This window comes from Muricoccus vinaceus (assembly GCF_042433125.1).
Classification (GTDB): domain Bacteria; phylum Pseudomonadota; class Alphaproteobacteria; order Acetobacterales; family Acetobacteraceae; genus Roseomonas; species Roseomonas vinacea.
This window is the reverse complement of sequence record NZ_JBHLVZ010000002.1, coordinates 602,931-625,883: the sequence shown is the minus strand read 5'-3', so window position 1 is coordinate 625,883 and position 22,953 is coordinate 602,931. Positions and strand designations below refer to the sequence as shown.

Here is a 22,953-nt window from a genome sequence, read left to right as displayed (position 1 = left end):
TTACGCGATGATGAAGGTCAGACCGCGCCCACGGTGCGGATGCGCGCGCGCGGATGGATCTCGGTTTGCGCGAGCACGGCGGTGGAGGGCCGGAAGCGCTCCACGATGGCGCGCACATGCGCGCGCACCCCGGGGCTGCACACCAGCACGGGCTGGTCGCCCTGTGCCGTCGCGGCATCGAAGGCGTCGCGCAGGCGGGTCATGAAGTCGTGCAGGCGGGAGGGCGCCATGGCGAGCTGGCGTTCCTCCCCGGGCCCGATCAGCGCCTCGGCGAAGGCCTGTTCCCATTCGGCCGAGAGCGAGATCAGCGGCACGTAGCCCGCGGGGCCCCGCGCCGCGTCCGAGAGCTGCCGCGCGAGCCGCGCCCGCACCACGGCGACCAGGGAGGGCACGCCGCGCGCGCCGGCCGCCATGGCCTCCTGGATGCCCTCCAGGATGGTGGGCAGGTCGCGTATGGAGACGCGCTCGGCCAGCAGCGCCTGCAGCACGCGCTGCACGCCGCCCGTGGTGATCTGGGCCGGGATCAGGTCGGCCAGCAGCTTGGCGTTCTCGGCCGGCAGGTCGTCCAGCAGCTTCTGCGCCTCGGCGTGGCTCAGCAGCTCCGGCATGTTCTCGCGCACGATCTCCGTCAGGTGGGTGGCGAGCACTCCGGCGCCGTCCACCACCGTGCAGCCACGGGCCAGGGCCTCCTCGCGGCGCTGCTCCTCGATCCAGAGGGCGGGCAGGCCGAAGGTGGGCTCCTCGCAGGGCTCGCCCGGCATGTCCGGCCGGTTGCCGGAGGGGTCGATCGCGAGCTGCATGGGGATGCGGAGTTCCCCTCGCCCGGCCTCGATCTCTTTCACCCGCACGACGTACTCGTGCGGGCGGAGATGCAGGTTGTCCTGCAGGCGCACGCTGGGCAGCACGAAACCCATCTCCTGCGCGACCGTCTTGCGGAGGTTGCGGATCTGGTCGGTCAGCCGCGGGCCCTCCCCGGCGGCGAGGGAGAGCAGACCGTAGCCGAGTTCGACCCGCAGAAGGTCGATCCGCAGCGTTTCCGCGATCGGTGGCTCCGGGGCGCCGACGGGCGGGGCGATGGCCTCGGCCTGGGCGGCGCCGTCGGCCTTGTTGCGGTTCCAGGCGCCGGCGCCGAAGCCGCCCGCCAGCATCAGGAAGGGAACCAGCGGCATTCCCGGCAGCATGCCCATCATCACCGCCGCGCCCGAGGCGATCCAGAGCGGCTTGGCCAGGCCGAGCTGCTGCACCATCGCCTTGTCGGCCGTGCCCTCGGTGTTGCCCTTGGTCACCACGATGCCGGCGGCGACGGAGGTCAGCAGCGCCGGGATCTGCGAAACCAGCCCGTCGCCCACGGTGAGGGAGGCGAAGGTGGAGATGGCATCCAGGAAGGGAAGCCCGTGCCGGCCCGCACCGATGGCGACGCCCCCGAGCAGGTTGATGAAGGTGACGATCAGCCCCGCGATGGCATCGCCCCGCACGAACTTCGCGGCACCGTCCATGGATCCGTAAAAGCCGCTCTCGGCTTCGAGCTCCGCGCGGCGCAGGCGGGCCACCTTGTCGTCGATCAGGCCGGAGGACAGGTCGGCGTCGATCGCCATCTGCTTGCCGGGCATGGCATCCAGGCTGAAGCGCGCCGCCACCTCCGCGATGCGGCCGGAGCCCTTGGTGACCACCATGAAGTTCACCACCAGCAGGATGGCGAAGACGATCAGCCCCACCAGCACGTCGCCCCCCATCAGGAAGCCGCCGAAGGCCGAGACCACGTGCCCGGCGGCGGACGGCCCCTCGTGCCCGTGCGTCAGGATGGTGCGCGTGGTGGCGACGTTGAGCGCGAGGCGCAGCAGCGTGGTCAGCAGCAGGATGGTGGGAAAGGAGGTGAAGTCCAGCGGACGGCGCAGGAACAGCGCCGTCATCAGCACCAGCACCGAGAGCGTGACCGAGAGCGCCAGCCCCATGTCGAGCAGCGGCACCGGCAGCGGCACCACCAGCACCACGATGAGCATGCCCACGCCGAGGGCGAGCGCGACGTCGGTGGAGCCCCCGGCCGTGCGGAGCCAGGCCGGCATGGTCATGGTTCAGCCCAGCGCATAGGGGAAGGGGGCCACCGGCATCTGCCCGGGCGCGACCGGAACCGGGGCGCCGGCCGCGCGGTACTCGTGCAGCTTGTTGCGCAGCGTGCGGATGGAGATGCCGAGGATCTCCGCCGCCCGCGTGCGGTTGCCCAGGCAATGCGTCAGCGTCTCGATGATCAGGTCGCGCTCCACCTCCTCCATGCGCCGCCCGACCAGGGCCGCGACGCCCACCGGGCGGGAGGGCTGCGGCCCGGCGGGCTGGGCCGCGGATTGCGGCGCGCGGGGCAGGGGCACGTGCAGCTCCACCGCCTCCGCCCCGATCTCGTCGCCCTCGGCGAGCAGAACGGCGCGGTGGACGGTGTTCTCCAGCTCCCGCACGTTGCCCGACCACGGGTGGGACAGCAGCGCGGCGCGGGCGGCGGGGGCGAAGGGCCGGTTGGGCAGGCCGTTGGCCTCGGCGTAGCGGCGGGCGAAGTGCTCGGCGATGGGCAGGATGTCCTCCGGGCGGTCGCGCAGGGCGGGCACGCGCAGCGCCACCACGTTCAGGCGAAAGAACAGGTCCTCGCGGAAGCGGCCCGCCGCCACCTCGGCCGCGAGGTCGCGGTTGGTCGCGGCCAGGATGCGGACGTCCACCCTCACCGGGCCCGCGCCGCCCAGCCGGTCGATCTCGCGCTCCTGCAGGGCACGCAGGATCTTGGCCTGCAGCCGCGGGTCCATTTCGCCGATCTCGTCCAGCAGCAGCGTGCCGCCGTCGGCCTGCTCGAACTTGCCGCGCCGCGCCGCGACGGCGCCCGAGAAGGCGCCCTTCTCGTGGCCGAACAGTTCGCTTTCCAGCAGCGCCTCGGGAAGCGCCGCGCAGTTCAGCGCCACGAAGGGGCCGTTCGCGCGGCGGGAGTGCCCGTGGATGTAGCGCGCCAGCACCTCCTTGCCCGTGCCGCTTTCCCCGGTGATCAGCACGCTCGCCTCGGCGCGCGCCACCCCCTCGGCGCGCTTGAGCACGGCGGCCATGGCGGGGTCGCGATGCACGGGCGCGTCGGGCTCTCCCACGGCGGCCTGCAGCATGGCCGCGATCAGGTCGGCGTCGGGGGGCAGCGGCAGGAATTCCTTCGCGCCCGCCTGGATGGCGCGCACGGCGGCGGCCGCATCGGCATTGCGGCCGCAGGCGATCACCGGGCAGGCGATGCGCTCGGCGGCGAGCGCGGAGACGATCCAGGCGACGTCGTGCATCACGTCGCAGAGGATGAGGTCGAAGCCCTCCGCCCGCGCCATGGCGATGCCGGAGGTCACGCCGTCCGCCTGGCGCAGCCGCGCGCCCCGCGAGGCCGCGATGCGCGCCGCCTGGCCCAGCTCGGCCTCCAGGCTGCCGATGATGAGAAGGCGGGTCATCCCGCGCGGTCCGCCTTGACGATCTCGGTCATGGTCACGCCCAGCCGGTTATCCTCCACCATCACCACCTCGCCGCGCGCGACCAGGCGGCTGTTGACGTAGATGTCCACCGCCTCGCCCAGCTTGCGGTCCAGCTCGACCACGGCGCCGCGGCCGAGCTTGAGAAGCTGGCTGACCTGGAGCGTGGCCCGCCCCAGCACGGCGCTGACCTGCACGGGGATGTCATAGACGGCGTCCAGTCCCTGGACGGCGCCGGGCAGGCGCGGCTCCCCGGTTTCATTGGCGCTGACGGGCTCGAAGTCGTTGCTCATGCGTCGTCTCCTGATGGGTCGTCGGGGGCGAGGCCCAGCGCTGCCAGGATCTCGCGGATCGCCGCGCGCCGGCGCGACAGATCGAGGTCGATGCCGCCATGGCGCCAGGCGATGCGCGCATCGCCCTCCGGGAGGCCTTCGTCGGGCTCGATCGGCAGGCCCAGCCCCGCGAAGCGCGCGCGGGCATGGTCCAGAAGGGCGGGGGGCACGCGCAGCACTGCGCCGGCGGGTGCCTGTTCCAGGGGGCCGAGCGCCCTGACCAGCGGCTCGAGCAGCGCCCCGGCCTCGCGCGCGGCGGCGCCGGGAAGAGCGGCATCCACCATGGCGGCCAGCGTGGCGGCCAGGGCGCCCACGCCCTCGTCCACCGCTTCCCGCGCCGCGGCGCGCGCGTCCTCGAGCTGCAGAAGGGCGACGCGGATGGTCTCGTCCCGCAGCGCGTCGCGCGCGGCCTGCTCCGCTGCCCGGCCACGGGCCTCTCCATCCCGCAGGCCGGCGGCGTGTCCCTCCCGGCGGGCGGCCTCAAGCTGTTCCTCCAGCGAGGGCGGCAGGGGTGCTTCCGGCGCGGGCACGACGGGCGCGTCGAAGCTCGGAAGGAAGAGGGTGCGGAGCCCGCTCATGGCCGTGCGCCCTTCACGAGATCATCGCCTCCTGCCCGTCCTCAAGCTGGATCTGGCCGGAAGCGGCCAGGTCCTTGGCGGCGGCGACCATGGCCGCCTGCGCGTCGTCCACGTCGCGCAGGCGCACGGCGCCGAGCGACGCCACGTCGTCCTTCAGCATCTTCGCCGCGCGCTCGGACAGGTTGCGGTAGAACAGGTCCTTCAGCGGCTCGCTCGCGCCCTTCAGCGCCAGGGCCAGCTTCTCCTTCTCCACGCTGCGCAGCAGAAGCTGCACGCCCGGGCCGTCCAGGCGGGCCAGGTCGTCGAAGGTGAACATCAGCGCCCGGATGCGCTCTGCGCTCTCGCGGTTGCGCTCCTCCAGCGCGTTCATGATCCGCCCTTCGGCGGCACGGTCAAGGTTGTTGAAGATCTCGGCCATCACCTCGTGGCTGTCCTGGCGGCTGGCACGGGCCAGGTTGCTCATGAACTCCATCTTCAGCGTGCGCTCGACGCCCTCCAGCGCCTCCTTCTGCACGGTCTCCATGCGCAGCATCCGCATCACCACCTCCATGGCGAAGCCCTCGGGCAGCAGCGCCAGCACGCGCGCCGCGTGGTCGGGCTTCACCTTTGAAAGCACCACCGCGACCGTCTGCGGGTATTCGTTCTTGAGGTAGTTCGCGAGCACCGCCTCCGAGACGTTGCCAAGCTTGTCCCACATGGTGCGCCCGGCCGGCCCGCGGATCTCCTCCATGATCTGCTGGACCCGGTCCTTCGGCAGGGTCTTGAGAAGCATGCGCTCGGTGGTCTCGTAGGAGCCGATCAGCTTGCCCGTGGCGCCCAGGCCGTCGCAGAACTCCTTGCAAAGGGCCTCCACCACCGAGGCCTCCACAGCGCCCAGCGTCGCCATGGCGACGGAGACATCCTTGATCTCGTCCTCGTGCAGGCGGGCGAAGAGCTTCTCCGCATGCTCCTCCGCCAGGGTGAGCAGAAGAACCGCGGCCTTCTGCGGGCCGGTGAGCACTTGTGCCATTCTCAAGCTTCCTCGGGAGCCAGCCAGCTTCGGATCACGCTGAGCCCTTCGTCGGGATTGGTTTCCATCAGGGCGTTGACGCGCGCGACGGAGGAGGCGCGGAGCTGGCCTTGCACGCGGTTCAGGCTCACCATCTCGTCGTCCTCCGTCGCGCCCGCGGGCCCGGCGAGGGCACCCGCTGCCGCCGGGCCGCCGAGCGCCGGGGCCGCTGCCGCGCCGGGCAGCGCCGTCCCGGCGAGCGGGGTGCCATCCGGCGCGGCTACGGCCAGGGCGGGCTGGGGCACCAGCGTCGCCGTCAGGCGCCGTGACATGGGGCGAACCACCAGCAGGATCGCCAGCAGCGCGACCACGGCGTAGAGCGCCGACTCCACGAGCCGTGCCACGGTGGCCGGACCGATGCCCAGGCCCAGCACCCCGGGGTCGGCGGGGCTGTCGCCGCCCTCGGGGGTGGCGAAGCGCATGGAAACCACCTCCACCTTGTCGCCGCGCCGCTCGTCGAAGCCGGCGGCGCTGCGCACCAGGGCGGTGATCCGCGCCAGCTCCTCCGCGTTCCGCTCGCGGTAGGCAGGGGGCGTTCCCTCCCACACGCCGTCCACCATCACGGCCACGGACAGGCGGCGCACCACCGGATGCTCGCGCACGGTGCTGCGCACGGTCTTGCCGATCTCGTAGTTCGTGGTTTCCTCCGACTTGCTCTCGGAGGAGCCGCCGCTGCCACCGCCGGCCTCGGCGCCCGGCAGCTGGTTTGCGACGGACACGTTGCCGCCCTCCGCCCCGCGCGACTGCTCCTGGCTGTTCTGCACGGAGCGCGGCACCTGGTTCTCGGGGTCGAAGCGCTCCTCCGTGGTCTGGACGCGGTCGAAGTCCATGTCGACCGTGGCTTCCGCCCGCACGCGGCCGGCGCCCAGGCTGCGCTCCAGCATCTCCTCCAGCGCGCGGCCGATGCGCATGCCCTCGGCACGCCGCATCTCCTCCTGCGTGGCGGCGGCGGCGGGGCCGGTCAGTGCCTGGCCGCCGCGGGCCAGAAGCTCGCCACGGCTGTCCACGATGGACACGTTGCGCGGCTGCAGGCCGGGTACGGCGGTGGCCACCAGGTGCAGCACCGCCTGCACCCCGTCCCGGTCCAGGCGCTGCACGCCCTGCATGGTCAGCACCACGCTGGCCTGCGCCTCCGATTGCTGGCGCGTGAAGGCCTCCCTCCGTGGCAGCACCAGGTGAACCCGCGCCGCCCGCACGCCGGAGAGGCCGCGGATCGTGCGGGCCAGCTCGCCCTCCATGGCGCGCAGCCGGTTCACGTCCTGCTGGAAGGGGGTGGTGGTCAGGCTTTCGCCGCGGTCGAAGATCTCCCAGCCCACGCTGCCGCCGGCCGGCAGCCCCTCGCGCGCGAGGGAAAGGCGCAGGCGGGGCACCATCTCCTCGGGCACCAGGATGCTCGTGCCGCCCGCGCCCAGGCGATAGGCCACCTTCTGGCGGTCCAGCGTCGCGACCACGGCGCCGGCATCGCGGGGGTCGAGGTCGGAATACAGCAGCGCCATGCCCGGCTGCCCGGCGCGCATGCCGAACCAGGCGAGCAGCCCGAGCACCGCCAGGGCCGTGCCGCCCATCGCCGCGAGCCGGGCCGGACCCAGGGCGCGGAGCTGTTCCAGGAAGCCCGCCATTCAGCGCGCCCCCGGCCCGGTCGCGGAGCTTGGCGGGGAGAGGGCGTGGCGGCGGGTGGCCGGTTCCGCAACGGCCCTTTCCCCGTCCGCGCGGCCTCGCCGAGAGCGTCGCATGAAGCGTTCCCCTTGATCCGGCCTTCTGCCGGCCCGGCAAGGTTTGCCGGGTGGCGGTTAAGAAGGGGTTACGCCCTCCCGCCTCAGTTCGATGCCGTCAGGGAACGCACCTTGTCGAAGGTGTAGGAGGCGCCCCCCATGCGCAGCTTCAGCACGCCGTTCACCCGCTCCGCCGCGGTGGCGGTGCCGACCACCGTGAAGCCGGCGCTGGCCGCGCCGCCGGATGCATCGGCGCCGGTCACGGCCACCTTGTAGGGCCCGTCCGCCAACTGCCTGCCGTTGGAGTCGCGGCCATCCCAGCGCCAGTCCTGGGCGGCCTGGCCCAGCGACACCTGCGCCTCCCGCAGCGTGCGCCCGGCGCTGTCCAGCACCGCCACGCGGGCGGTGCGCGCCGTGCCGGCCGGAGGCAAGCGCACCGTGGCCGCGCCGCCCTGCAGCGGCAGCGCATCCCCCTCCACCTCCACCCGCTGCCCCATCAGCGGCGCCGCCGCCGTCAGCTGCGCCGCCTGCTGGAGCGAGACCATCTGCTCCAGGTTCTTGTTCATGGCGATCTGCTGCTCGACCGAGGCGAACTGCACGAGCTGGTTGGTCATCTGGTTCGTGTCCAGCGGGTCCGTGGGTGACTGGTTCTTCAACTGGGTCGTCAGCAGGGTGAGGAAATTGTTGAAGCTGCCCGCCAGCTGCGTGCCCGAGCTGGCGGCGGCCGAGCTGGCGGTGCCGGTGGCCGATGAGGCCGCTGCGATGGCCATGGGGAGCGTCTCCTAGATCGCGATGTCGAGCAGGCCGAGCAGGGCGCGGCGCTGGGTGGGCGGATCATCCGGCCGGCCGCTGCCCGGGGCGCGCCAGCCGCCGTTCCGGCGCCCGCCATCCTGGCTGCCCGGGCGGCCATCCGACGTTCCACCCTGGCCCGCCCCGCCGCTTCCCGCATCGGCCCCGAGAAGGGAGAAGCTGATGCTCCGCCCCTGGTCCCCGCCGACGCCCGCGACGCCCAGGGCGCGTTCCAGTGAGGCGCCCTCCCGCGCCAGCAGGGCCAGGGTTTCCGGCCGCTCCGCCGCCACCTGCACCCGCGCGGCCTCGCCGATGCGCTCCACCGTCACCTCCACCCGGCCCAGTTCCACGGGATCGAGGCTCAGGCTGATCCGGCCATCGGCGCCGCCGAGCGACAGCGCGATGGCGACGGGGGCCACCTGGTCGGCCGGCGCCGGGCGCGGGGCCAGGCGCGGAGCGGCGGGTGGGTCCGGCGAGGCGGGGGCGGAACCCGGCGCCGGTGGTGGCGCCTGGGGAAGCCAGGCGGAGGGCGGCGGGACGGGAACCTGCTGGACCGGGGCTGCCGCCGCGTCCGGGAGCTGGGCGGAGGCCTGGGCGGCCCCGCCCGCTTTCACGCCATCCCCCGCCTCGGCCGGCACGCCGGACGGCTCCGGCCATGCGGGGGAAACCGGCCCCTTCGCCCCCGGGGCGTCGCCGGCGGTTGCTTCCTGGACCAGGGCTCCGGCGCCGCCCCTGGCCGGCGACGGCGCCTGGGCTGGTGGAGCGGGCAGACCAGCCCTGCCTGCCGCTGCCGCGCTGGAGGGCGGGGGGAGGGCGCCGGGGGCCGCACGGCCATCAGTGGCCGAGGCCGCTGCTTCCCCGGCAGGTGCCTGCGCCGCTGGCATCACCGGGCCCTGTCCCGCCGCGGGCTGCCAGGAGGCCATCGGCACCGCCACTGGGAGGACGGGGGCGGGATCCGGGGCAGCGGAGCCGGATGGTGGCGCTGCCGGGGATTCGCCGGCAGCCGGCGTTTCCGCCGCTTCCTCCCCGTCCCCGGGTGCGGCGCTGGCGGGCTCGTCGGCGGAAGAGAGGGGGACCGGGGTCGCCTGCGGCGCCAGCGCGCCGGTGCCTGCCGCCACTGCCGTCGCGCCGGCCGCATCCTCCGCCTCAAATGCGGCGCCTCCCGGGGCCGCCTCCGGCAGGATCACCGCTGCGGGCGGTGCCGTCGCGCTGCCCGCGGGAGCGGCCAAGGCCCGCGCCAGGGCGGATGCGGCTTGTGCGGTGCCGGCGGCGATGGCGTCCTGGCCCGGATCCCCGGCTCCCCCGGCCAGTGCCTGCACGGCAGCCGCGAGTGCCGGCGGCCCCGTGGGCGAGGCCGGTGGCTCGCCGATCAATGCCTGGAGGGCTTGCGCGAACCCGCCGCCGGCACCCGGGCCCCCGGCGGCCCCCGGCGGAGCGGGCGCTGCCCCGCCGCGTGCGGGTCCGTTTGTCGGCAGGCTGTCCAGCGCGTCCATGCTCGGCTCCGCTTCCCGGGCCCTGCTCGGGAAGGCCCGGGCCACCTTCCGCAAGCCGCCTGCCAGCCGCAGGGCCGCGCAGTGCGGCAGTTCCCGACCCGCCGGGCGGCAGGCTTTGCCGGATGGCGGCAGTGCAGGCCGCCGGAGGGCGCCCAGGGGCTGGCACAACGGTTGCGCCATGCCCCGCATCCGGAGGCTGGGGCTGCCGCCCGCCAGGTCCTTCCAGCCCAGAGCACCCAGCCCAAAGAACAGGGAGCCCGCATGTCGCTCTATGCCTCGATGAACACGGCCATCAGCGGCCTGACCGCCCAGTCGCGCGCTCTGGGCAACGTCGCGGACAACGTCGCCAACAGCCAGACCACCGGCTTCAAGCGAACCGACACCAACTTCGTCTCCTATGTCACGCGGTCCAATCAGCAGGTGAACCAGCCGGGATCGGTGATCGCCCGGCCGGATTACACGCTGACCGTGCAAGGCACGGTCGCGCCCTCGGACAACCCTTTGGGCATGGCGATCGCGGGGCAGGGGATGTTCGCCGTGGCGCTGCCGCGCGGCACGGAGGACGGCCAGCCCGTCTTCGACGCGCGCGACTTCTACACCCGCGCCGGCGACTTCAACATGGACCGCAACGGCTACCTGGTGAACGGGCAGGGCTATTACCTGCAGGGGTGGACCACCGACTCCCAGGGCAATCCCGACCGCTCCAGCGTCAGCCCGCTTCGGGTGGACCAGTCGGTCTACAACCCGGTGCCCACCAACAACGTGAACCTTTCGGCCAACCTGCCCGCGGATTCCACCACCGTGCCGGTGCCCGCGCAGATCCAGGTCTATGACAGCCTCGGCCGCCTGCACACGGCCGACATGACCTGGACCAACATCGGCGTGAACAGGTGGCGGCTGAACATGACCGTGCCGGACGACACCACCACGCCCGCCATCGCCACGCGCTCCATCGAGGTGAACTTCGGCGCGGCCGCAAGCGCCTCCACGCCGGCGGGCACGGTCGGCTCCTTCGCCAACGGCATCAACCTGACCTCAACCGCCGCGGTGGAAGGTGATCCCGCCTCGGTGACGTTCACCGCCGACTTCGGCCAGGGCAACCAGGTCGTTAAGCTGAACCTGGGCAACTACGGCGAGGCGGCGGGGCTGACGCAGTATTCCGGGCAGGAATACACGCTGCGCGACATCTCCCAGGACGGCGTGCCGCTGGGCAGCTTTTCCACGGTCTCGCTCTCCGACAGCGGAGACCTCACGGTGAACTACGACAACGGGCAGTCCCGCACGATCGGCCGGGTGCCCATCGTCTCCTTCGCCGATCCCGACAGGCTGCAGAAGACGGACGGCCAGGCCTACCTGCGCACCAACGACAGCGGCGAGGCGCGGGTGAACGACGCCTCGTCCAACGGCAGCGGCAAGATCGTCACCTCCTCCCTGGAAAGCTCCAACGTGGATCTCGCCTCGGAATTCTCGAAGCTGATCCTGGCCCAGCGCGCCTATTCCGCGAACACCAAGATCGTCACCGTTTCCGACGAGCTGCTGCAGGACACGCTGAACATGCGCCGCTGAGGGCGCTCCCTGAACCCCGGCGCGGCGCCATCCCGGCGGCAGCGCCCAACCATCGCGGCGCAGCCCTCGCGGGGCGCCGGGAGAGGAGCCGATGAGCCTCGACCTCGCCCTGTCCATCGCGCGCAGCGGCCTGTCGCACGTCAACCGGCAGCTCGCGCTCGCCGCTTCCAACGTCGCGAACGCCGCGACGCCCGGCTACACCCGCAAGGAGATCCAGGGGCAGGCCAACGTCTCCGGCGGCGTGTCGGCGGGCGTGCACAGCCTGGAGGCGACGCGCGCGGTGGACGCCGCCATGCTGGACCAGCTCAACGCAGCCCGCGCGAAAGCCGATGCCGCCGCCGCCCGTGCCACCCTGCTGCAGGGCGTGGAGGTGGCGCACGGCGCCGCCGGCGCTTCCATCGGCGATCTCACGGCGGCGCTGGGCGATGCCTTCACCGCGCTCCGCGCCGCCCCGGCCGATCGCCTGCTGCAGGCACGCGCGGCCGATGCCGCCTCGGACCTGTCCGCGCGCTACAACGCCGTCTCGGGCGCCATCCTCGCCGCCCGGCAGTCCGCGCAGGACGGCATGGCGGCCGACGTGGACAGGCTGAACGGCGCGCTGCGCGAGGTGTCCGCGCTGACCGACCAGATCCTCCCGCTCCGCGCCCGGGGCCTGAGCACGGCCGAGCTGGAGGATCGCCGCGACCAGGCGATCGCCACCATTTCCTCCGTGATGCAGGTGCGCACGGTGGCGCAGCCGGATGGCGGGGTGCTGCTGATCTCCTCCGGCGGGCTCGGCCTTCCGCTGCGCGCCGCGACCGGCCCCTTCTCCATCGCCGCCGCGGCGGTCGGCACGCCATCCTTCCACGGCCCCTCGGGCACGCTGCCCGGGGTGATGCTGGGCGGCACGGACGTGACCGCGCGCCTGGGCGAGGGCACGCTCGGCGCCTACGCGAAGCTCCGCGACGCCGAGCTGCCGCTGGCGCAGGCCGAGCTGGACGTCTCCGCCGCCAACCTCGCCTCGCGCTTCAACGCCCAGGGGCTCCGGCTCTTCACCGACAGCGCCGGCGCGGTGCCCGACCCCACCATCCCCTATGCCGGCGGCGCCTGGATCGGCTTCGCCGGCTCCATCCGGCTTTCCGCGGCCGTCGCGGCCAACCCGGCCCTGGTGCGGGACGGCACCCACGCGGTCGCGGCCGGCGCGGGCGGGGCCACCGCCTTCGCCCCCAACCCAGCCGGTGGCCCCGCGCAGTTCACCACGCTGATCGACCGCGTGCTCAGGCAAAGCCTGGGCAGCGAGGTCGCGCCGGGCAGCGCCCAGCCGGCCTTCGCCACCACCGGCCTCGGGCCTGATGGCAGCCTGTCCTCGCGCCTCCGCCCCGGCCTGACGCTGGCGGAACAGGCGGGCCAGGTCGTCGCCTCCCAGACCGGCCTGCGGGCGGAGGCGGAAGCAGCGGGGAAAAGCGCGAGCGACCTGCTGGGCGCGCTGGAAAGTCGCTTCGCCGCGCGCTCGGGCGTGGACATGGATAAGGAACTCGCCTCCATGGTGACCCTGCAGACCGCCTATGCCGCCAATGCCCGCATCGTGTCGGTGGTGCAGGCCATGTACGACACCTTGCTGCAGGCCGTCCGCTGATGGCGATCGCGGGGATCGGGTCCGGGACGCTCGCGCGGCTGGTCGCGCAGTCCTCCACGCTGAAGTCGCAGCTCACCACCCTTTCTGCCCAGTCGGTGGACGGCAAGCGCGGCGCCTTCTACGGCGACATCGCCGGGCAGGCCGCGCGCGCCATCAGCCTGCGCGGCGGCATCGCGCGCGGAGAGGCGCACGCCCAGGCCATCGACCGCGCCCTTGGCCGCACCGCCGTCGCGCAGGACGCGCTCAAGCGCCTCTCCTCCGTCGCCGAAACCTTTCTGGAAGAAGCGGGCAAGGTCAGCCGCGCCGACACCTCGCGCATCGGCGCCCTGGCCAGCAACGCCCGGCAGGCGATCGCGGAAGTGGCGTCGCTGCTGAACACGCGGCAGGGCAGCGAATACGTCTTCTCCGGCGCCGACGCCGCCAACCCGCCCATCCCGGACCCGGACGGGATCATGACCACGCCCATGGCGACCGGGATCGCCGCCGCCCTGGGCTCGCTCGCGCCGGGGAACGGCTCGGCCGTGCTCTCGGCCACGCTGTTCGCGGCCAGCAGCAACGTGGCGGGCGACACGCCCTTCTCGAACTACCTGCTCGACCCCGCCCGCGGGCTGAGCGAGCCGCGCCAGGGCACCCTGGCCGAGGATGGGCGGATCGTGCCCACGGGCCTCTTCGCCAACCGCAACGCGGCGGCCTCCGCTGCGGCCAGCGAGACCGGAAGCTGGTCGCGCGACCTGCTGCGCGGTCTGATGACGCTGGCCAACCTTTCCCCCGGGCAGACCAACGCCGGCACCGACTTCGACGCGGTGCTCGGCAGCGTCAAAGCCGGGCTGAAATCCGCGATGACCGCGCTGGGCGAGGAATCGGGTGCGCTCGGCATCTCGGAAGCGCGTCTGGAAGCCGCGCGGACCCGGCACGCGGAGGTCGCCCTCGCGCTCGGATCGCAGCTTTCCGACGTGGAGGAGGTGGACCTGGCGGCGACACTGACGGCGATGCAGGACACGCAGACGCGTCTTCAGGCCTCCTGGAAGGCGCTTTCCATGCTTTCGGGCCTGTCGCTCGTGGATTTCCTGCGCTGAGGCCGGAGATTCAACGCGCGTTAACCGCGCCGGGGCCAGGATGACCGCCTACCGCAAAATGCGGAACGCAACGAAAGGAGGCCGGACAAGGGCCCCCCTCGGATAGGAAAGGGGCATAACATGGCCCTGAACTCGGTCAACACGAACATGGGCGCCCAGGTGGCGCTCCAGTCCCTCAACCGCACCAACGATGCCCTGGCGGTGACCCAGAAGCGCATCTCCACCGGCTACCGCGTGGCGGATGCCAAGGATGACGGAGCGGCCTTCGCGGTCGCGCAGTCGGTGCGCGCCGACATCGCCGGCCTGACCTCCGCCAACGAGCAGATGGGCGGCGTGAAGGGCGTGCTCGACACCACGATGGCGGGCCTCACCAAGGTCTCCGAAACCATGAGCAGCATCCGCGGCGTGCTGGTGAAGCTCGCCGACGGAACCCTCTCCTCCGACCAGCGCACGCAGTACACGGCGCAGTACAACTCGCTGAAGGACCAGGTCACCAACTTCCTTGCGGACGCCACCTACAACGGGCGCACGCTTCTCAGCACCGCCACCGCCTCGGGCGGCGGCAACATCGCGACGGTGCGCAACGAGAAGGGCACCACCTACACGCTCACGGCGGTGGACTCCGCGAACCTGACCATCGCGACCGTGCCCACGGATGCGGCGGCGGCGGCCACCGCCCTCACCGGCGACTTCACCACGAAGATGGGGGCGATCAACACGGCGCTGAACACCTTCGGCGGCAACAGCAACTACCTGGACTCGCAGGTTTCCTACAACAAGGAGAAGATGGACGCGCTGGACACGGGCGTCGGTGCCCTGGTGGACGCCGACCTCGCGAAGGAAAGTGCCAAGCTCCAGGCGCTTCAGATCCGGCAGCAGCTCGGCACCCAGGCGCTCAGCATCGCCAATCAGGCGCCGCAGAGCCTGCTGAGCCTGTTCCGCTGAACGGCGCGGCGTCGTGAAAGATCCGCGGCGCCACGCTCCGTTTCCCCTCCATCGCGCCGGGCGGCGATACGCCCCCGGCGGCGGTGGCTGGCACTTCCCCCCATGCCGCCCACCGCCTGCCACGAAGGAACGCGAAGACCGTGTCCACGTTGGTTCTTGAATTGCGCCAGGGCGACCTGATGGTCGTCAACGGCGCCCCCATCCGCTTCCGCAACCGCACGCGCATCGAGCTGACGGCGAAGGCCCGCTTCCTGTTCGGCAAGCAGATCCTCCCGCCCGAGGCCGCGGTCACGCCGGCGCGGCGCATCTACTTCGCCCTCCAGACCGCCTATATCGGCACGGAGGACGAGCGGGAGCGCGGCCTGGAATCCGCGCGCGCGCTGATCGCGGAGTTCCAGGCGGCCACCACCTCCGCCCTGGCCGGCGCTATGCTCGACCGCGCGCTCTCGGCGGCGGAGGAGGACGATTGCTACACCGCCCTTAAGCTGGCCCGCCGCGTGATGCGGCACGAGGAAGCGGTGCTCGGCATCGCTCCACCCCCCAACTCCCGCCCCGCCCCGGAGGAGATCACCGCATGATGCCCCGTCCGAACCCCACGCGCGCGTATGGTGCCGCGCGCGCGGGCATGCCCGTCCGTTCGCAGGAGGCGGACGTGTTCCGGCGCGTGACCGGCGCGCTTCGCGCCGCGCAGGGGGAGGGGGCGGAGATGGGCCTTCGGGCCATCCGTGCCCTGGCCGACAACCGCCGGCTCTGGCTGGCGGTGGAGGGCGTGCTGGTGGACCCCACCAACGGGCTTCCGGCGCCGCTCCGCGCCTCCATCGTTTCCGTCGGCCGGACCGTGCTGCGTGAGATGGAAGCGGAGAAGCCCGACCTCGCCTTCCTGATCGAGGTGAACGAGAACATCGCGGCCGGGCTGGCCGGGCAGGCCTGAGCAGCGGGGAGGGGGCATGTCGGGCTCGATCGCCCTCGCGCTGCTCGGCGCAGGCACCTCATCCTCCGCCTCGGTGGATGGTGCCACCGCGGTTCTCGCGCTCCGCCGCGCCTCCAGGGCGGATGCGGAAACCAAGGGCGTCGGCCAGATGGCCAAGGATTCCTCGGTGAAGCTCGCCATCGCGCGCTTCACCGAGGGCGTCTCCCGCGCCAAGGACGTGCAGGCCGCGCTGCGCGACCCGAGGGTGCTGACCGTGCTGCTGCCGGCGCTGGGCCTGCCGGATGCGGTGGACATGCCGGGGCTCGCCGCCCGCGCGCTGGCCTCCGATCCCGCGGACGCGGGCTCGGTGGCCTCGAGGCTGTCGGATACGCGGTGGAAGTCGGCGGCCGCCACCCTCAACCTCGCCGCGCGCGGGATGGACGCGCTGCGCGACCCGGCGGTGCAGAACAAGCTGGCCAGCAGCTACACCGCCTATCAATGGCGCCTTTCCAAGGACACCGAAGCGGGCGGCATTTCCGACGCGCTCTACTTCCGGAACCGCATGGCGACGGGAAAGGCTCTCGGCGTCTACGAGGTGCTGGGGAACAGCGTGCTGCGCCGCGTGGTCACGGGCGCGCTCGGCCTGCCCGATGCCCTGGCCATCCAGGAGGTCACCACCCAGGCGCGCGCGGTCACATCCCGGCTCGATCTTTCCAAGCTCACGGACCCCAGGCAGGCCACCAAGCTTGCGGAGCGCTACATCATGGCGGCCAACGGCGGAGCCGGCGGCAACGCCACCTCGCTGCTCTCGCTCCTCACCTGAAGGGCGGCGGTGCCGCTTGATGGGCTGACCGGCTGAGCCCTGGCCGCCCAAGCTCAGGCGGGACGCCAGCCCAGGCGGCGGTCCAGCCAGTGGCGGTAATCCAGCACCGCATCGGGGCCGGGAAGCAGCAGGGCAAAGGCAGCGGCTGCGGCGGCGCCAACCAGCGGCAGCCCCTCTGTGGGAAGGGCGCGTTCCTCGTCCTGCCAGCGCGTGGCGGCCAGGCGCCAGGCCGCCACGCTGTCCGCGGCCGTGAGCACGGGCGTGACCAGCGCCGCCCGCACCTGCATCGCCGCCACGGCCGCCACCATGGCCTGCGCCCCCGGCGAGGTGGCCGGAAAGGAGGGCACCTCCGCGGGTTCCGCCTCCCCGGGAACGGGAAAGCCGTACCAGGGAGCCGCCCCCAGCGCCTGCGCGCGCAGCAGGGGTTCGGGGCCCAGCACGATCAGGGCGTCGGCCTCGCCCGAGGCGAAGGCGGCTTCCGGCTGGCCGATGACGCCCTGCGCCGCCACGCCCAGCAGGTCCAGCGCCGCGAGCGCCGCCGCCTCCGGCGCATCGGGGGAGGGCATGGCGACCCGCAGGGGCGTGGCGCCGCGTCCCGGCACGGGGCCGCGTCCGGCCAGCACGGCGCCATGCCAGGAAAGCAGCAGGGGCATCCAGGCGCGCGGCTCGAAGCGGGCGCGGGTGGCACCGGCGAGGCGCGCGTGGCAGGTGTGCCCGGGCAATGCGAGGAGGCTCGGGCCGGAACCGTCCAGGGTCGCGAAGCGGTTTGCCGCCGTCACCCCGTCGGGACCACCGAGAAGGCTGAGGCGCATGGCCCCCGGCCGCTGGATTCCGCGCGCCAGGGCCGCACCCGCCCGCGCGGCCCAGCGCGCGCTGCCGCCGTCCTCCGGCCCTGGGGCGAGGATGGTCGCGCCCTCCAGGCCTTGAGCTGCGGCCGCGCCGGCCAGGGCGAGGCCAAGGCTTCCCAGCATCCCGAGCGCCAGCGGCCGCCGGCCCGGATGGGCGGCGGCGGGGCGGTGCGGGCCCGGTGGCGAGGCGGTCATCGCCTCAGACGCTGCCGCTGCCTTGGGGCAGGAATGTGGCGGCCCGCTCAGTCGTCATAGGCGATCAGGGAATCGAAGGCTGTGCCGCCCAGCCGATCGCGCCCCTTGAGGAAGGTCAGCTCGATCAGCGCCGCTGCCCCGGGCACCTCGGCCCCGGCCTGACGGAGCAGGGCGATGCAGGCGGCCAGCGTGCCGCCGGTGGCCAGAAGGTCGTCCAGCACCACCACGCGGTCGCCGGGACGCACCGCGTCCGCCTGCATCTCGATCCGGTCGGTGCCGTATTCCAGGGCGTAGTTCAGCCCGATGATGGCGCCGGGTAGCTTGCCGCGTTTGCGCAGCATCACGAAGCCGAGGCCCAGCTCCAGCGCCAGGGGGGCCGCCACCAGGAAGCCGCGGCTCTCGATTCCGGCCAGCACCGTCGGCCGGTGCGGGCGCACTAGGACGGCCAGGCGGCGCATCGCCTCCTTCCAGGCCGGGCCGTGCCGCAGCAGGGTGGAGATGTCGTAGAAAAGGATGCCCGGCTTGGGGAAATCCGGGATGCCGCGGATGTGGTGCTTCAGGTCCATGCCCGCGCCCTGCACGGACTGGGCGTCATGGGGGCTGTCGGTCATCGCGCGGGCTCCGTTCGGGGCCCGCCTCATAGGCCGGGCCAGGGTGGCGGGCAAACGCGGCAGGCGGGTCTGCGCCACCGGAAGTGACTAGCCTACGGACCCGGAATGCGGCACGAGCCTCCCATGTCGCGTGTCCCCGTGGCGGTAATCGCCGGAATCCTGGGCTTTCTGCTCTACGTTGCGGCGGCCGTGGCCCTCGCGGACGTCGTCCTGCCGCATCACTGGTCGCTGCACGTGCTGTATTTCGCCGTGGCCGGCGTTGCCTGGGTCTGGCCAGCCAGCCAGTTGATGTACTGGGCGGCGCGAAAATAGGCATCGCGCCGCCAGGAGGAGCCCGGCGGACGGCGGAGCCGGGCCCGGGCACCGCTCCGCATCAGAAGGTGCGGCTGAGATAGACCATGCCGCGGGCCGCGCAGATCTTCTGCCCGCCGAAGCACTCGCTGCGGCTCAGGTCGGTGTCGAAGTAGCCGGCGGTCAGCACGAAGTCATAGACCTTGGTGGAAACGGTCACGTTCCAGTTAGCGAAATCGGGCGAGCCCCAGCGCGTGTTGTTCTGGATCCACTGGTAGCCCAGGCGGCCGCCGAGGGTCAGGTTGAAGGGCAGGGCCACCTCGACGCCGCCCTCGACATAGACGCCGGTGCCGGACTCAAGCTGGTAGTTAGGCGAGTAGTTGATCGCGCCCAGCACCTTGACCGGCTCGAACTCGTAGGAGGCCTTGGCGGACAGCTCGAAGTACTGGAGGTCGAAGAGGCCCGAGCCCGCCGGGTTGCGGTAGCCCGGATAGGTGTAGGCGATGCCGCCGAGATCGAGGCTGACGCCCGCGACCGTGGTGCGCCAGCCGGCCAGCGCGTCGACCTCCTGTCGGGCATTCGTGCCGAGGAAGGAGACGTTGGAGGCGAAGGCGCCGACATAGAAGCCGGTGCTGTGCTGGATATCGACCGTGCCCTGCACGGCCGGGCGGTTCTGCGTCTGGCTGATGCCGCGGAACAGGTAGTCGGACGAGATGGTGGGCGTGACCCCGATGGTCAGCCCGGCGTCCTCCAGCTCGAAGGCACCGGCGGAGCCGGCGGCGAGCGACAGCCCGATGGCAAAGGCGCAGGCTGTGACAGCGTTGGTTTTCATAAACTCATCCCCCTCACGCGCAGGCGTGGTGCGAAGGGGTATTGCGAGGGACGTGCCAGCGCTCTCCTGCCAGGCGCAACCCGTCCTTGATGGGGATGCCACTGTTGCAGGATCGCCACGACAAGCTTCCGGGCTGCGAAATCATTGGCTGCCAGCCGCGCGGCCACGAAAAACCCCGCCAAGCCGGGCTTGGCGGGGTCCATCGGTGCTGTCGTTGGTCGGAGCGAGAGGATTCGAACCTCCGGCCCCTGCGTCCCGAACACAGTGCTCTACCAGGCTGAGCTACGCTCCGTCACGACAGCGTCCGGGCGGCGGCCTATACCGCCGTGCCGGGACGGGAGCAAGGGCGGGTCGGGCAATTGCCGGAATATCTCGGGGTAACCGGCGTGGCGGCACCGCCCCTGCTGGCGAATCGCTCGCGCGGCCCTGCGGCAAACGGTTACGCTTCCGTTATCCCAGCCGGAAAGCGTCCCATGGCTCGACCGTCCCTGCTCTCCCTTGCCGTCCTCTCCTCCGTCGCCCTGCTCGGCACGGGCGCCGCACTGGCGCAGCCGGATCCGGTGACCGCCCGCAAGGAGGGACTCAAGCGGATGCAGGGGCACCTGGAGGCGATCAACCCCGTGGCCACGGCCGGCGGCAACGTGCGGGAGATGGTGCCCCGCACCGAGGACATGGTCGCCTTCTTCTCGACCTTTCCCTCCTATTTTCCGCCGGGTTCGGACAACAACGGCTCCAAGGCGCTGCCGAGCGTCTGGGCCGAGCGCCCGGGCTTCGAGGCCGCGGCGGCGAATGCGGTGACCGCGGCCGGCGCGCTCCGGACCGCCGCCGCCAGCGGGGATGCCGCCGCCACCGCCCAGGCGGCCCGTGCCATGGGTGGGGCCTGCGGGGCCTGCCACAGGAACTATCGCGGGCGGTGATGCCAGACGGTGCCTGGGAGGCTCCGGTGGTCCAGCACGGCCGCGCTCAGCCCTGGCGCGCGATGGCCGTGACCACGCCCGCCGCCAGCGCCAGCAGGAACAGGGCCAGCCATGGGCTGCCCAGGCGCGGCGCGCGCGCGGCGAGGGAGGCCGGCAGGCGTTTGAACCCCGTCACCATCGGCCGCACCAGGTCGTGCCGCTTCAGCCCCGCATAGGCCAGCACCGCCAGGATGTGCAGCGCGACCGCCACCAGGATCAGGTCGAAGTTGATCAGGTGAATGCTGCGCGCGGCATCGGCCACATGGCCGGGCACGCTGCGCGCCAGCGGCCCCTTGGTCAGGATGCCGTCATCGGTGAAGAGGCCCGAGACGGCCTGGGTCAGCAGCACCAGCAGCATCGCCAGCACCATCCAGCCGCCCGCGGCATTGTGACCGATCTCCGTGTCTGGCTCCCGCCGCCGCAGGTGCCGGAGGTGGTGAAGCCCCGCGAGGGGAGAGCGCAGGAAGCGGGCGAAGCGGGCCGTGTCCGACCCCGCGATGCCCCAGGCCAGGCGGAACAGCAGCAGCGCCAGGATCACCTCGCCCGACAGCATGTGCCACTCCATACGGCCCGTCTCGGCCGTCCACCAGGAGAAGCCGAGCAGGCCCACGAGCGACCAGTGGACGGCGCGGATCCACCCGTCCCAGACTTTCACATCCGCCAGCGGCACATCCGCCGGCGTCACCATTGCCGGGGGCGACTCCGCCGGAGCCGCGACGGCCTTTCCCGCCGGCTGTTCCATTCTCGCTCTCCGTCACCGCCGAGGCGCCAGGATAGGAAGGGCGGCGGGTTCCCGCCCAGGCCCGGGATGCCCCCGCGCCCCGGAATCGGTGCGCTTGCGGGCGGAAAGCCACAGGACCCGTGCGGGGCGCACCACCTGCCTCTTGTTATCGGCCGATGGGAAACCGTAGTGACGCCATCATGACGGACGCATCGCGGCTGCGAGTTGCCGGCGGCGCGGCGGTCCTGGCCTGCACCGTCGCGGTCGGCACCTATTACGGAACGCGGGATCGCCCTCCCGCGGTGTCCTCGGCCGGCCGCGTCCCGGATCAGGCGCAAGCGGGCGCGCGGCTCCTGGACCAGGCAGGGCCGCGGTTCCCGGCACCTGGATCCGCCCCACCCGCCAGCGCCGAGGCACCGCGCGCCGCCCCGCGTTTCGACGTGGTGCGGATGGGCGCCCGGGGCATGGTGGTGGTGGCGGGCCGGGCCGCCCCGGGCGCGGAAGTGGCGCTGCATGACGGTGGCCGCGAGATCGGCCGCGCCCGGGCGGATTCGCGCGGGGAATGGGTGATCCTGCCAGCCGAGCCGCTGCCCTCCGGCGCGCGGGAGCTTTCCCTGCGGTCGCGGATTCCGGGCGGGGAGGAACTGCAGGGCCCCGATACGGTCCTCGTGGTCGGCCCCGCCCCCGCCGGGCCGGAGATCGCCGCCGCCACGGCGCCGCCGCGTGGCGCCTCCGGGGCTGGCCCCGCCGGCGATGCCGGGCCGCGCCCGCCTGCGGCCGAGGCGCCGCTTGTGCTGCTCATGCCCCCGACCGGCGCGGCAGCGCCCCGCACCTTGTCCCCGCGCGAGCGGCCGGCCGCCCTCGGGCTGGACGTGGTGGATTACGACGCGGGCAATGCCATGCGCTTCGCCGGCACCGCCCCGCCCGGTGCCCGGCTCCGCCTTTACGCCGACGACCGGCACCTGGGCGACGCCGTGGCGGACGAGGCGGGCCGCTGGTCGCTGGTTCCCCCGCTGGCGCCCGGCATGGGCCGGCACACCCTGCGGGTGGACCAGATCGCCCCGGCCGGGCGGGGAGGGCCCCGGGGCGCCCTGGCCGGGCGGATCGAGGTCGCCTTTCAGCGCGAGACCCTGCCCACGGGTGCGCTGGAGAAGGGGCGGGTGGTGGTGCAGCCCGGGCACAACCTTTGGCGCATCGCGCGCGACACCTATGGGCAGGGCACGCGCTACACCGTGATCTTCCGCGCCAACCAGGAGCAGATCCGCAACCCCGCGCGGATCTACCCCGGCCAGGTGTTCTCCGTGCCCGGGGCGCCCTGAAAACCCCGGTGCGGAACGGTCCGGCCGTTTCGTCCGGGCCGGCGGGGCAGCGGCAGGGTTGTCCGGGCGGTCCGGAGAAACCATAAACCGCACTTCCCCTTTTGCTGGATCGTCATGTCACTCGGGCATAGCCTGCGCCTCGTCCTCGCGCCCCCGCACCCGGCGGGGCGTCCCTTCCTGATCGGCGGGGCCGCCGTGGCGGTGGTCGGCGGCGCCATCCTCGGAAGCTGGCTCTTCTGGCTCGGCGCGGCCTTCACCGGCTTCTGCCTGTATTTCTTCCGCGATCCGGAACGGGTCACGCCCGGGCGCCCCGGCCTGTTCATCGCGCCGGCGGACGGGCACGTGGTGTCCGTCGAGCCCGCGGTGCCGCCGGAGGAGCTGGGCCTCGGCCCCGCGCCGCGCTGGCGGGTGGCGATCTTCCTCTCGGTGCTGGACGTCCACGTGAACCGCTCGCCGGTGGATGGCACGGTCACGCGCGTCGCCTATCGGCACGGTGCCTTCGTGAACGCCTCGCTGGACAAGGCGAGCGTGGACAACGAGCGCAACGCGCTGGCCATCCGCATGCCCGATGGGCGCGACATCGCGGTGGTGCAGATCGCCGGGCTCATCGCGCGGCGCATCCTGTGCGACGTGAAGGAGGGCTCGCGCCTGCGCGCTGGGGAGCGCTTCGGCATCATCCGCTTCGGCAGCCGCACCGACCTCTACCTGCCCGAGGGCGTTCGCCCGCTGGTGGAGATCGGCCAGACCATGATCGGCGGAGAGACGGTGCTCGCCGATCTTTCCAGCACCGCGTCGTCCAGCCAGGACCGGGCCTGACGCG

The 22,953-nt window shown here is 72.8% G+C and carries 23 protein-coding genes and 1 tRNA gene; 11 read left to right on the top strand and 13 right to left on the bottom strand.

Annotation, left to right across the window (positions count from 1 at the left end; genetic code table 11):
• Positions 1-17: 17 nt before the first annotated feature.
• From flhA to fliK, 8 genes are all read right to left on the bottom strand, one after another.
• Complete coding sequence (gene flhA / locus ACFFIC_RS04715; protein ID WP_377048986.1) at positions 18-2,063, bottom strand: flagellar biosynthesis protein FlhA; 2,046 nt, start codon at positions 2,061-2,063, stop codon at positions 18-20.
• A gap of 9 nt (positions 2,064-2,072) precedes the next feature.
• A complete protein-coding gene (locus ACFFIC_RS04710; protein ID WP_377048985.1) occupies positions 2,073-3,455 on the bottom strand; it encodes a sigma 54-interacting transcriptional regulator in 1,383 nt (460 codons plus the stop codon).
• Entirely contained in the window at positions 3,452-3,766 is a 315-nt protein-coding gene (gene fliN, locus ACFFIC_RS04705) for a flagellar motor switch protein FliN (protein ID WP_377048984.1), read from the bottom strand. Before fliN ends, ACFFIC_RS04710 begins: the two co-directional genes overlap by 4 nt.
• Complete coding sequence (locus ACFFIC_RS04700) at positions 3,763-4,383, bottom strand: FliH/SctL family protein (protein ID WP_377048983.1); 621 nt, start codon at positions 4,381-4,383, stop codon at positions 3,763-3,765. The genes fliN and ACFFIC_RS04700 overlap by 4 nt, the downstream gene beginning before the upstream one ends.
• 13 nt (positions 4,384-4,396) lie before the next feature.
• Positions 4,397-5,392 (bottom strand): flagellar motor switch protein FliG, encoded by a 996-nt coding sequence (gene fliG / locus ACFFIC_RS04695; protein ID WP_377048982.1) that lies wholly within the window; start codon positions 5,390-5,392, stop codon positions 4,397-4,399.
• 2 nt (positions 5,393-5,394) lie between these two features.
• Positions 5,395-7,050 carry a flagellar basal-body MS-ring/collar protein FliF gene (gene fliF, locus ACFFIC_RS04690; protein ID WP_377048981.1) on the bottom strand — a complete coding sequence of 552 codons (1,656 nt, stop codon included), beginning with the start codon at positions 7,048-7,050 and terminating at the stop codon, positions 5,395-5,397.
• Between the two features lie 197 nt (positions 7,051-7,247).
• On the bottom strand, positions 7,248-7,913 hold the full coding sequence (locus ACFFIC_RS04685; RefSeq protein WP_377048980.1) for a flagellar hook assembly protein FlgD: 666 nt from the start codon (positions 7,911-7,913) through the stop codon (positions 7,248-7,250).
• Between the two features lie 12 nt (positions 7,914-7,925).
• Complete coding sequence (fliK, locus tag ACFFIC_RS04680) at positions 7,926-9,425, bottom strand: flagellar hook-length control protein FliK (RefSeq protein WP_377048979.1); 1,500 nt, start codon at positions 9,423-9,425, stop codon at positions 7,926-7,928.
• 261 nt (positions 9,426-9,686) lie between these two features.
• Here fliK and flgE point away from each other — a divergent pair, with 261 nt between their 5' ends.
• From flgE to ACFFIC_RS04645, 7 genes are all read left to right on the top strand, one after another.
• Positions 9,687-10,991, top strand: coding sequence for a flagellar hook protein FlgE (flgE, locus tag ACFFIC_RS04675; protein WP_377048978.1), 1,305 nt, complete (start codon positions 9,687-9,689; stop codon positions 10,989-10,991).
• A 91-nt stretch (positions 10,992-11,082) separates the two neighbouring features.
• Positions 11,083-12,606 carry a flagellar hook-associated protein FlgK gene (locus ACFFIC_RS04670; protein WP_377048977.1) on the top strand — a complete coding sequence of 508 codons (1,524 nt, stop codon included), beginning with the start codon at positions 11,083-11,085 and terminating at the stop codon, positions 12,604-12,606.
• Positions 12,606-13,682, top strand: a complete 1,077-nt coding sequence (locus ACFFIC_RS04665; protein WP_377048976.1) for a flagellin — start codon at positions 12,606-12,608, stop codon at positions 13,680-13,682. The genes ACFFIC_RS04670 and ACFFIC_RS04665 overlap by 1 nt, the downstream gene beginning before the upstream one ends.
• Before the next feature lie 120 nt (positions 13,683-13,802).
• Positions 13,803-14,627, top strand: coding sequence for a flagellin (locus tag ACFFIC_RS04660; protein ID WP_377048975.1), 825 nt, complete (start codon positions 13,803-13,805; stop codon positions 14,625-14,627).
• Between the two features lie 140 nt (positions 14,628-14,767).
• Entirely contained in the window at positions 14,768-15,205 is a 438-nt protein-coding gene (locus ACFFIC_RS04655; protein ID WP_377048974.1) for a flagellar biosynthesis repressor FlbT, read from the top strand.
• Positions 15,202-15,558 (top strand): flagellar biosynthesis regulator FlaF, encoded by a 357-nt coding sequence (locus ACFFIC_RS04650; protein ID WP_377048973.1) that lies wholly within the window; start codon positions 15,202-15,204, stop codon positions 15,556-15,558. The genes ACFFIC_RS04655 and ACFFIC_RS04650 overlap by 4 nt, the downstream gene beginning before the upstream one ends.
• Before the next feature lie 16 nt (positions 15,559-15,574).
• The gene (locus ACFFIC_RS04645) at positions 15,575-16,360 is read left to right on the top strand and encodes a DUF1217 domain-containing protein (RefSeq protein WP_377048972.1); all 786 of its coding nucleotides are present in this window, start codon (positions 15,575-15,577) and stop codon (positions 16,358-16,360) included.
• Positions 16,361-16,413: 53 nt separating this feature from the next.
• On the opposite strand, the gene ACFFIC_RS04640 is transcribed toward ACFFIC_RS04645, so the two are convergent.
• On the bottom strand, positions 16,414-17,403 hold the full coding sequence (locus ACFFIC_RS04640) for a hypothetical protein (RefSeq protein WP_377048971.1): 990 nt from the start codon (positions 17,401-17,403) through the stop codon (positions 16,414-16,416).
• A gap of 47 nt (positions 17,404-17,450) precedes the next feature.
• Positions 17,451-17,969, bottom strand: coding sequence for an adenine phosphoribosyltransferase (locus ACFFIC_RS04635; RefSeq protein ID WP_377049276.1), 519 nt, complete (start codon positions 17,967-17,969; stop codon positions 17,451-17,453).
• A gap of 168 nt (positions 17,970-18,137) precedes the next feature.
• On the opposite strand from ACFFIC_RS04635, the gene ACFFIC_RS04630 reads away from it, so the two are divergent.
• The gene (locus tag ACFFIC_RS04630; protein WP_377048970.1) at positions 18,138-18,326 is read left to right on the top strand and encodes a DUF2842 domain-containing protein; all 189 of its coding nucleotides are present in this window, start codon (positions 18,138-18,140) and stop codon (positions 18,324-18,326) included.
• A gap of 61 nt (positions 18,327-18,387) precedes the next feature.
• Here the strand turns inward: ACFFIC_RS04630 and ACFFIC_RS04625 are convergent, their stop codons facing one another.
• Together ACFFIC_RS04625 and ACFFIC_RS04620 are read right to left on the bottom strand one after the other, a co-directional pair.
• Entirely contained in the window at positions 18,388-19,137 is a 750-nt protein-coding gene (locus ACFFIC_RS04625; RefSeq protein WP_377048969.1) for a TorF family putative porin, read from the bottom strand.
• A gap of 215 nt (positions 19,138-19,352) precedes the next feature.
• Positions 19,353-19,429, bottom strand: a tRNA-Pro gene (locus ACFFIC_RS04620).
• Between the two features lie 181 nt (positions 19,430-19,610).
• Between ACFFIC_RS04620 and ACFFIC_RS04615 the strand changes: the two genes are divergently transcribed.
• On the top strand, positions 19,611-20,054 hold the full coding sequence (locus ACFFIC_RS04615) for a cytochrome c (RefSeq protein WP_377048968.1): 444 nt from the start codon (positions 19,611-19,613) through the stop codon (positions 20,052-20,054).
• A gap of 46 nt (positions 20,055-20,100) precedes the next feature.
• Here the strand turns inward: ACFFIC_RS04615 and ACFFIC_RS04610 are convergent, their stop codons facing one another.
• Positions 20,101-20,835 carry a cytochrome b/b6 domain-containing protein gene (locus ACFFIC_RS04610; RefSeq protein WP_377048967.1) on the bottom strand — a complete coding sequence of 245 codons (735 nt, stop codon included), beginning with the start codon at positions 20,833-20,835 and terminating at the stop codon, positions 20,101-20,103.
• Positions 20,836-21,014: 179 nt separating this feature from the next.
• On the opposite strand from ACFFIC_RS04610, the gene ACFFIC_RS04605 reads away from it, so the two are divergent.
• Both ACFFIC_RS04605 and ACFFIC_RS04600 read left to right on the top strand, forming a co-directional pair.
• Positions 21,015-22,133 carry a LysM peptidoglycan-binding domain-containing protein gene (locus ACFFIC_RS04605; protein WP_377048966.1) on the top strand — a complete coding sequence of 373 codons (1,119 nt, stop codon included), beginning with the start codon at positions 21,015-21,017 and terminating at the stop codon, positions 22,131-22,133.
• A gap of 114 nt (positions 22,134-22,247) precedes the next feature.
• Positions 22,248-22,949: a phosphatidylserine decarboxylase gene (locus ACFFIC_RS04600; RefSeq protein WP_377048965.1), complete on the top strand. Its 702-nt coding sequence runs from the start codon at positions 22,248-22,250 to the stop codon at positions 22,947-22,949.
• Positions 22,950-22,953: the final 4 nt, after the last annotated feature.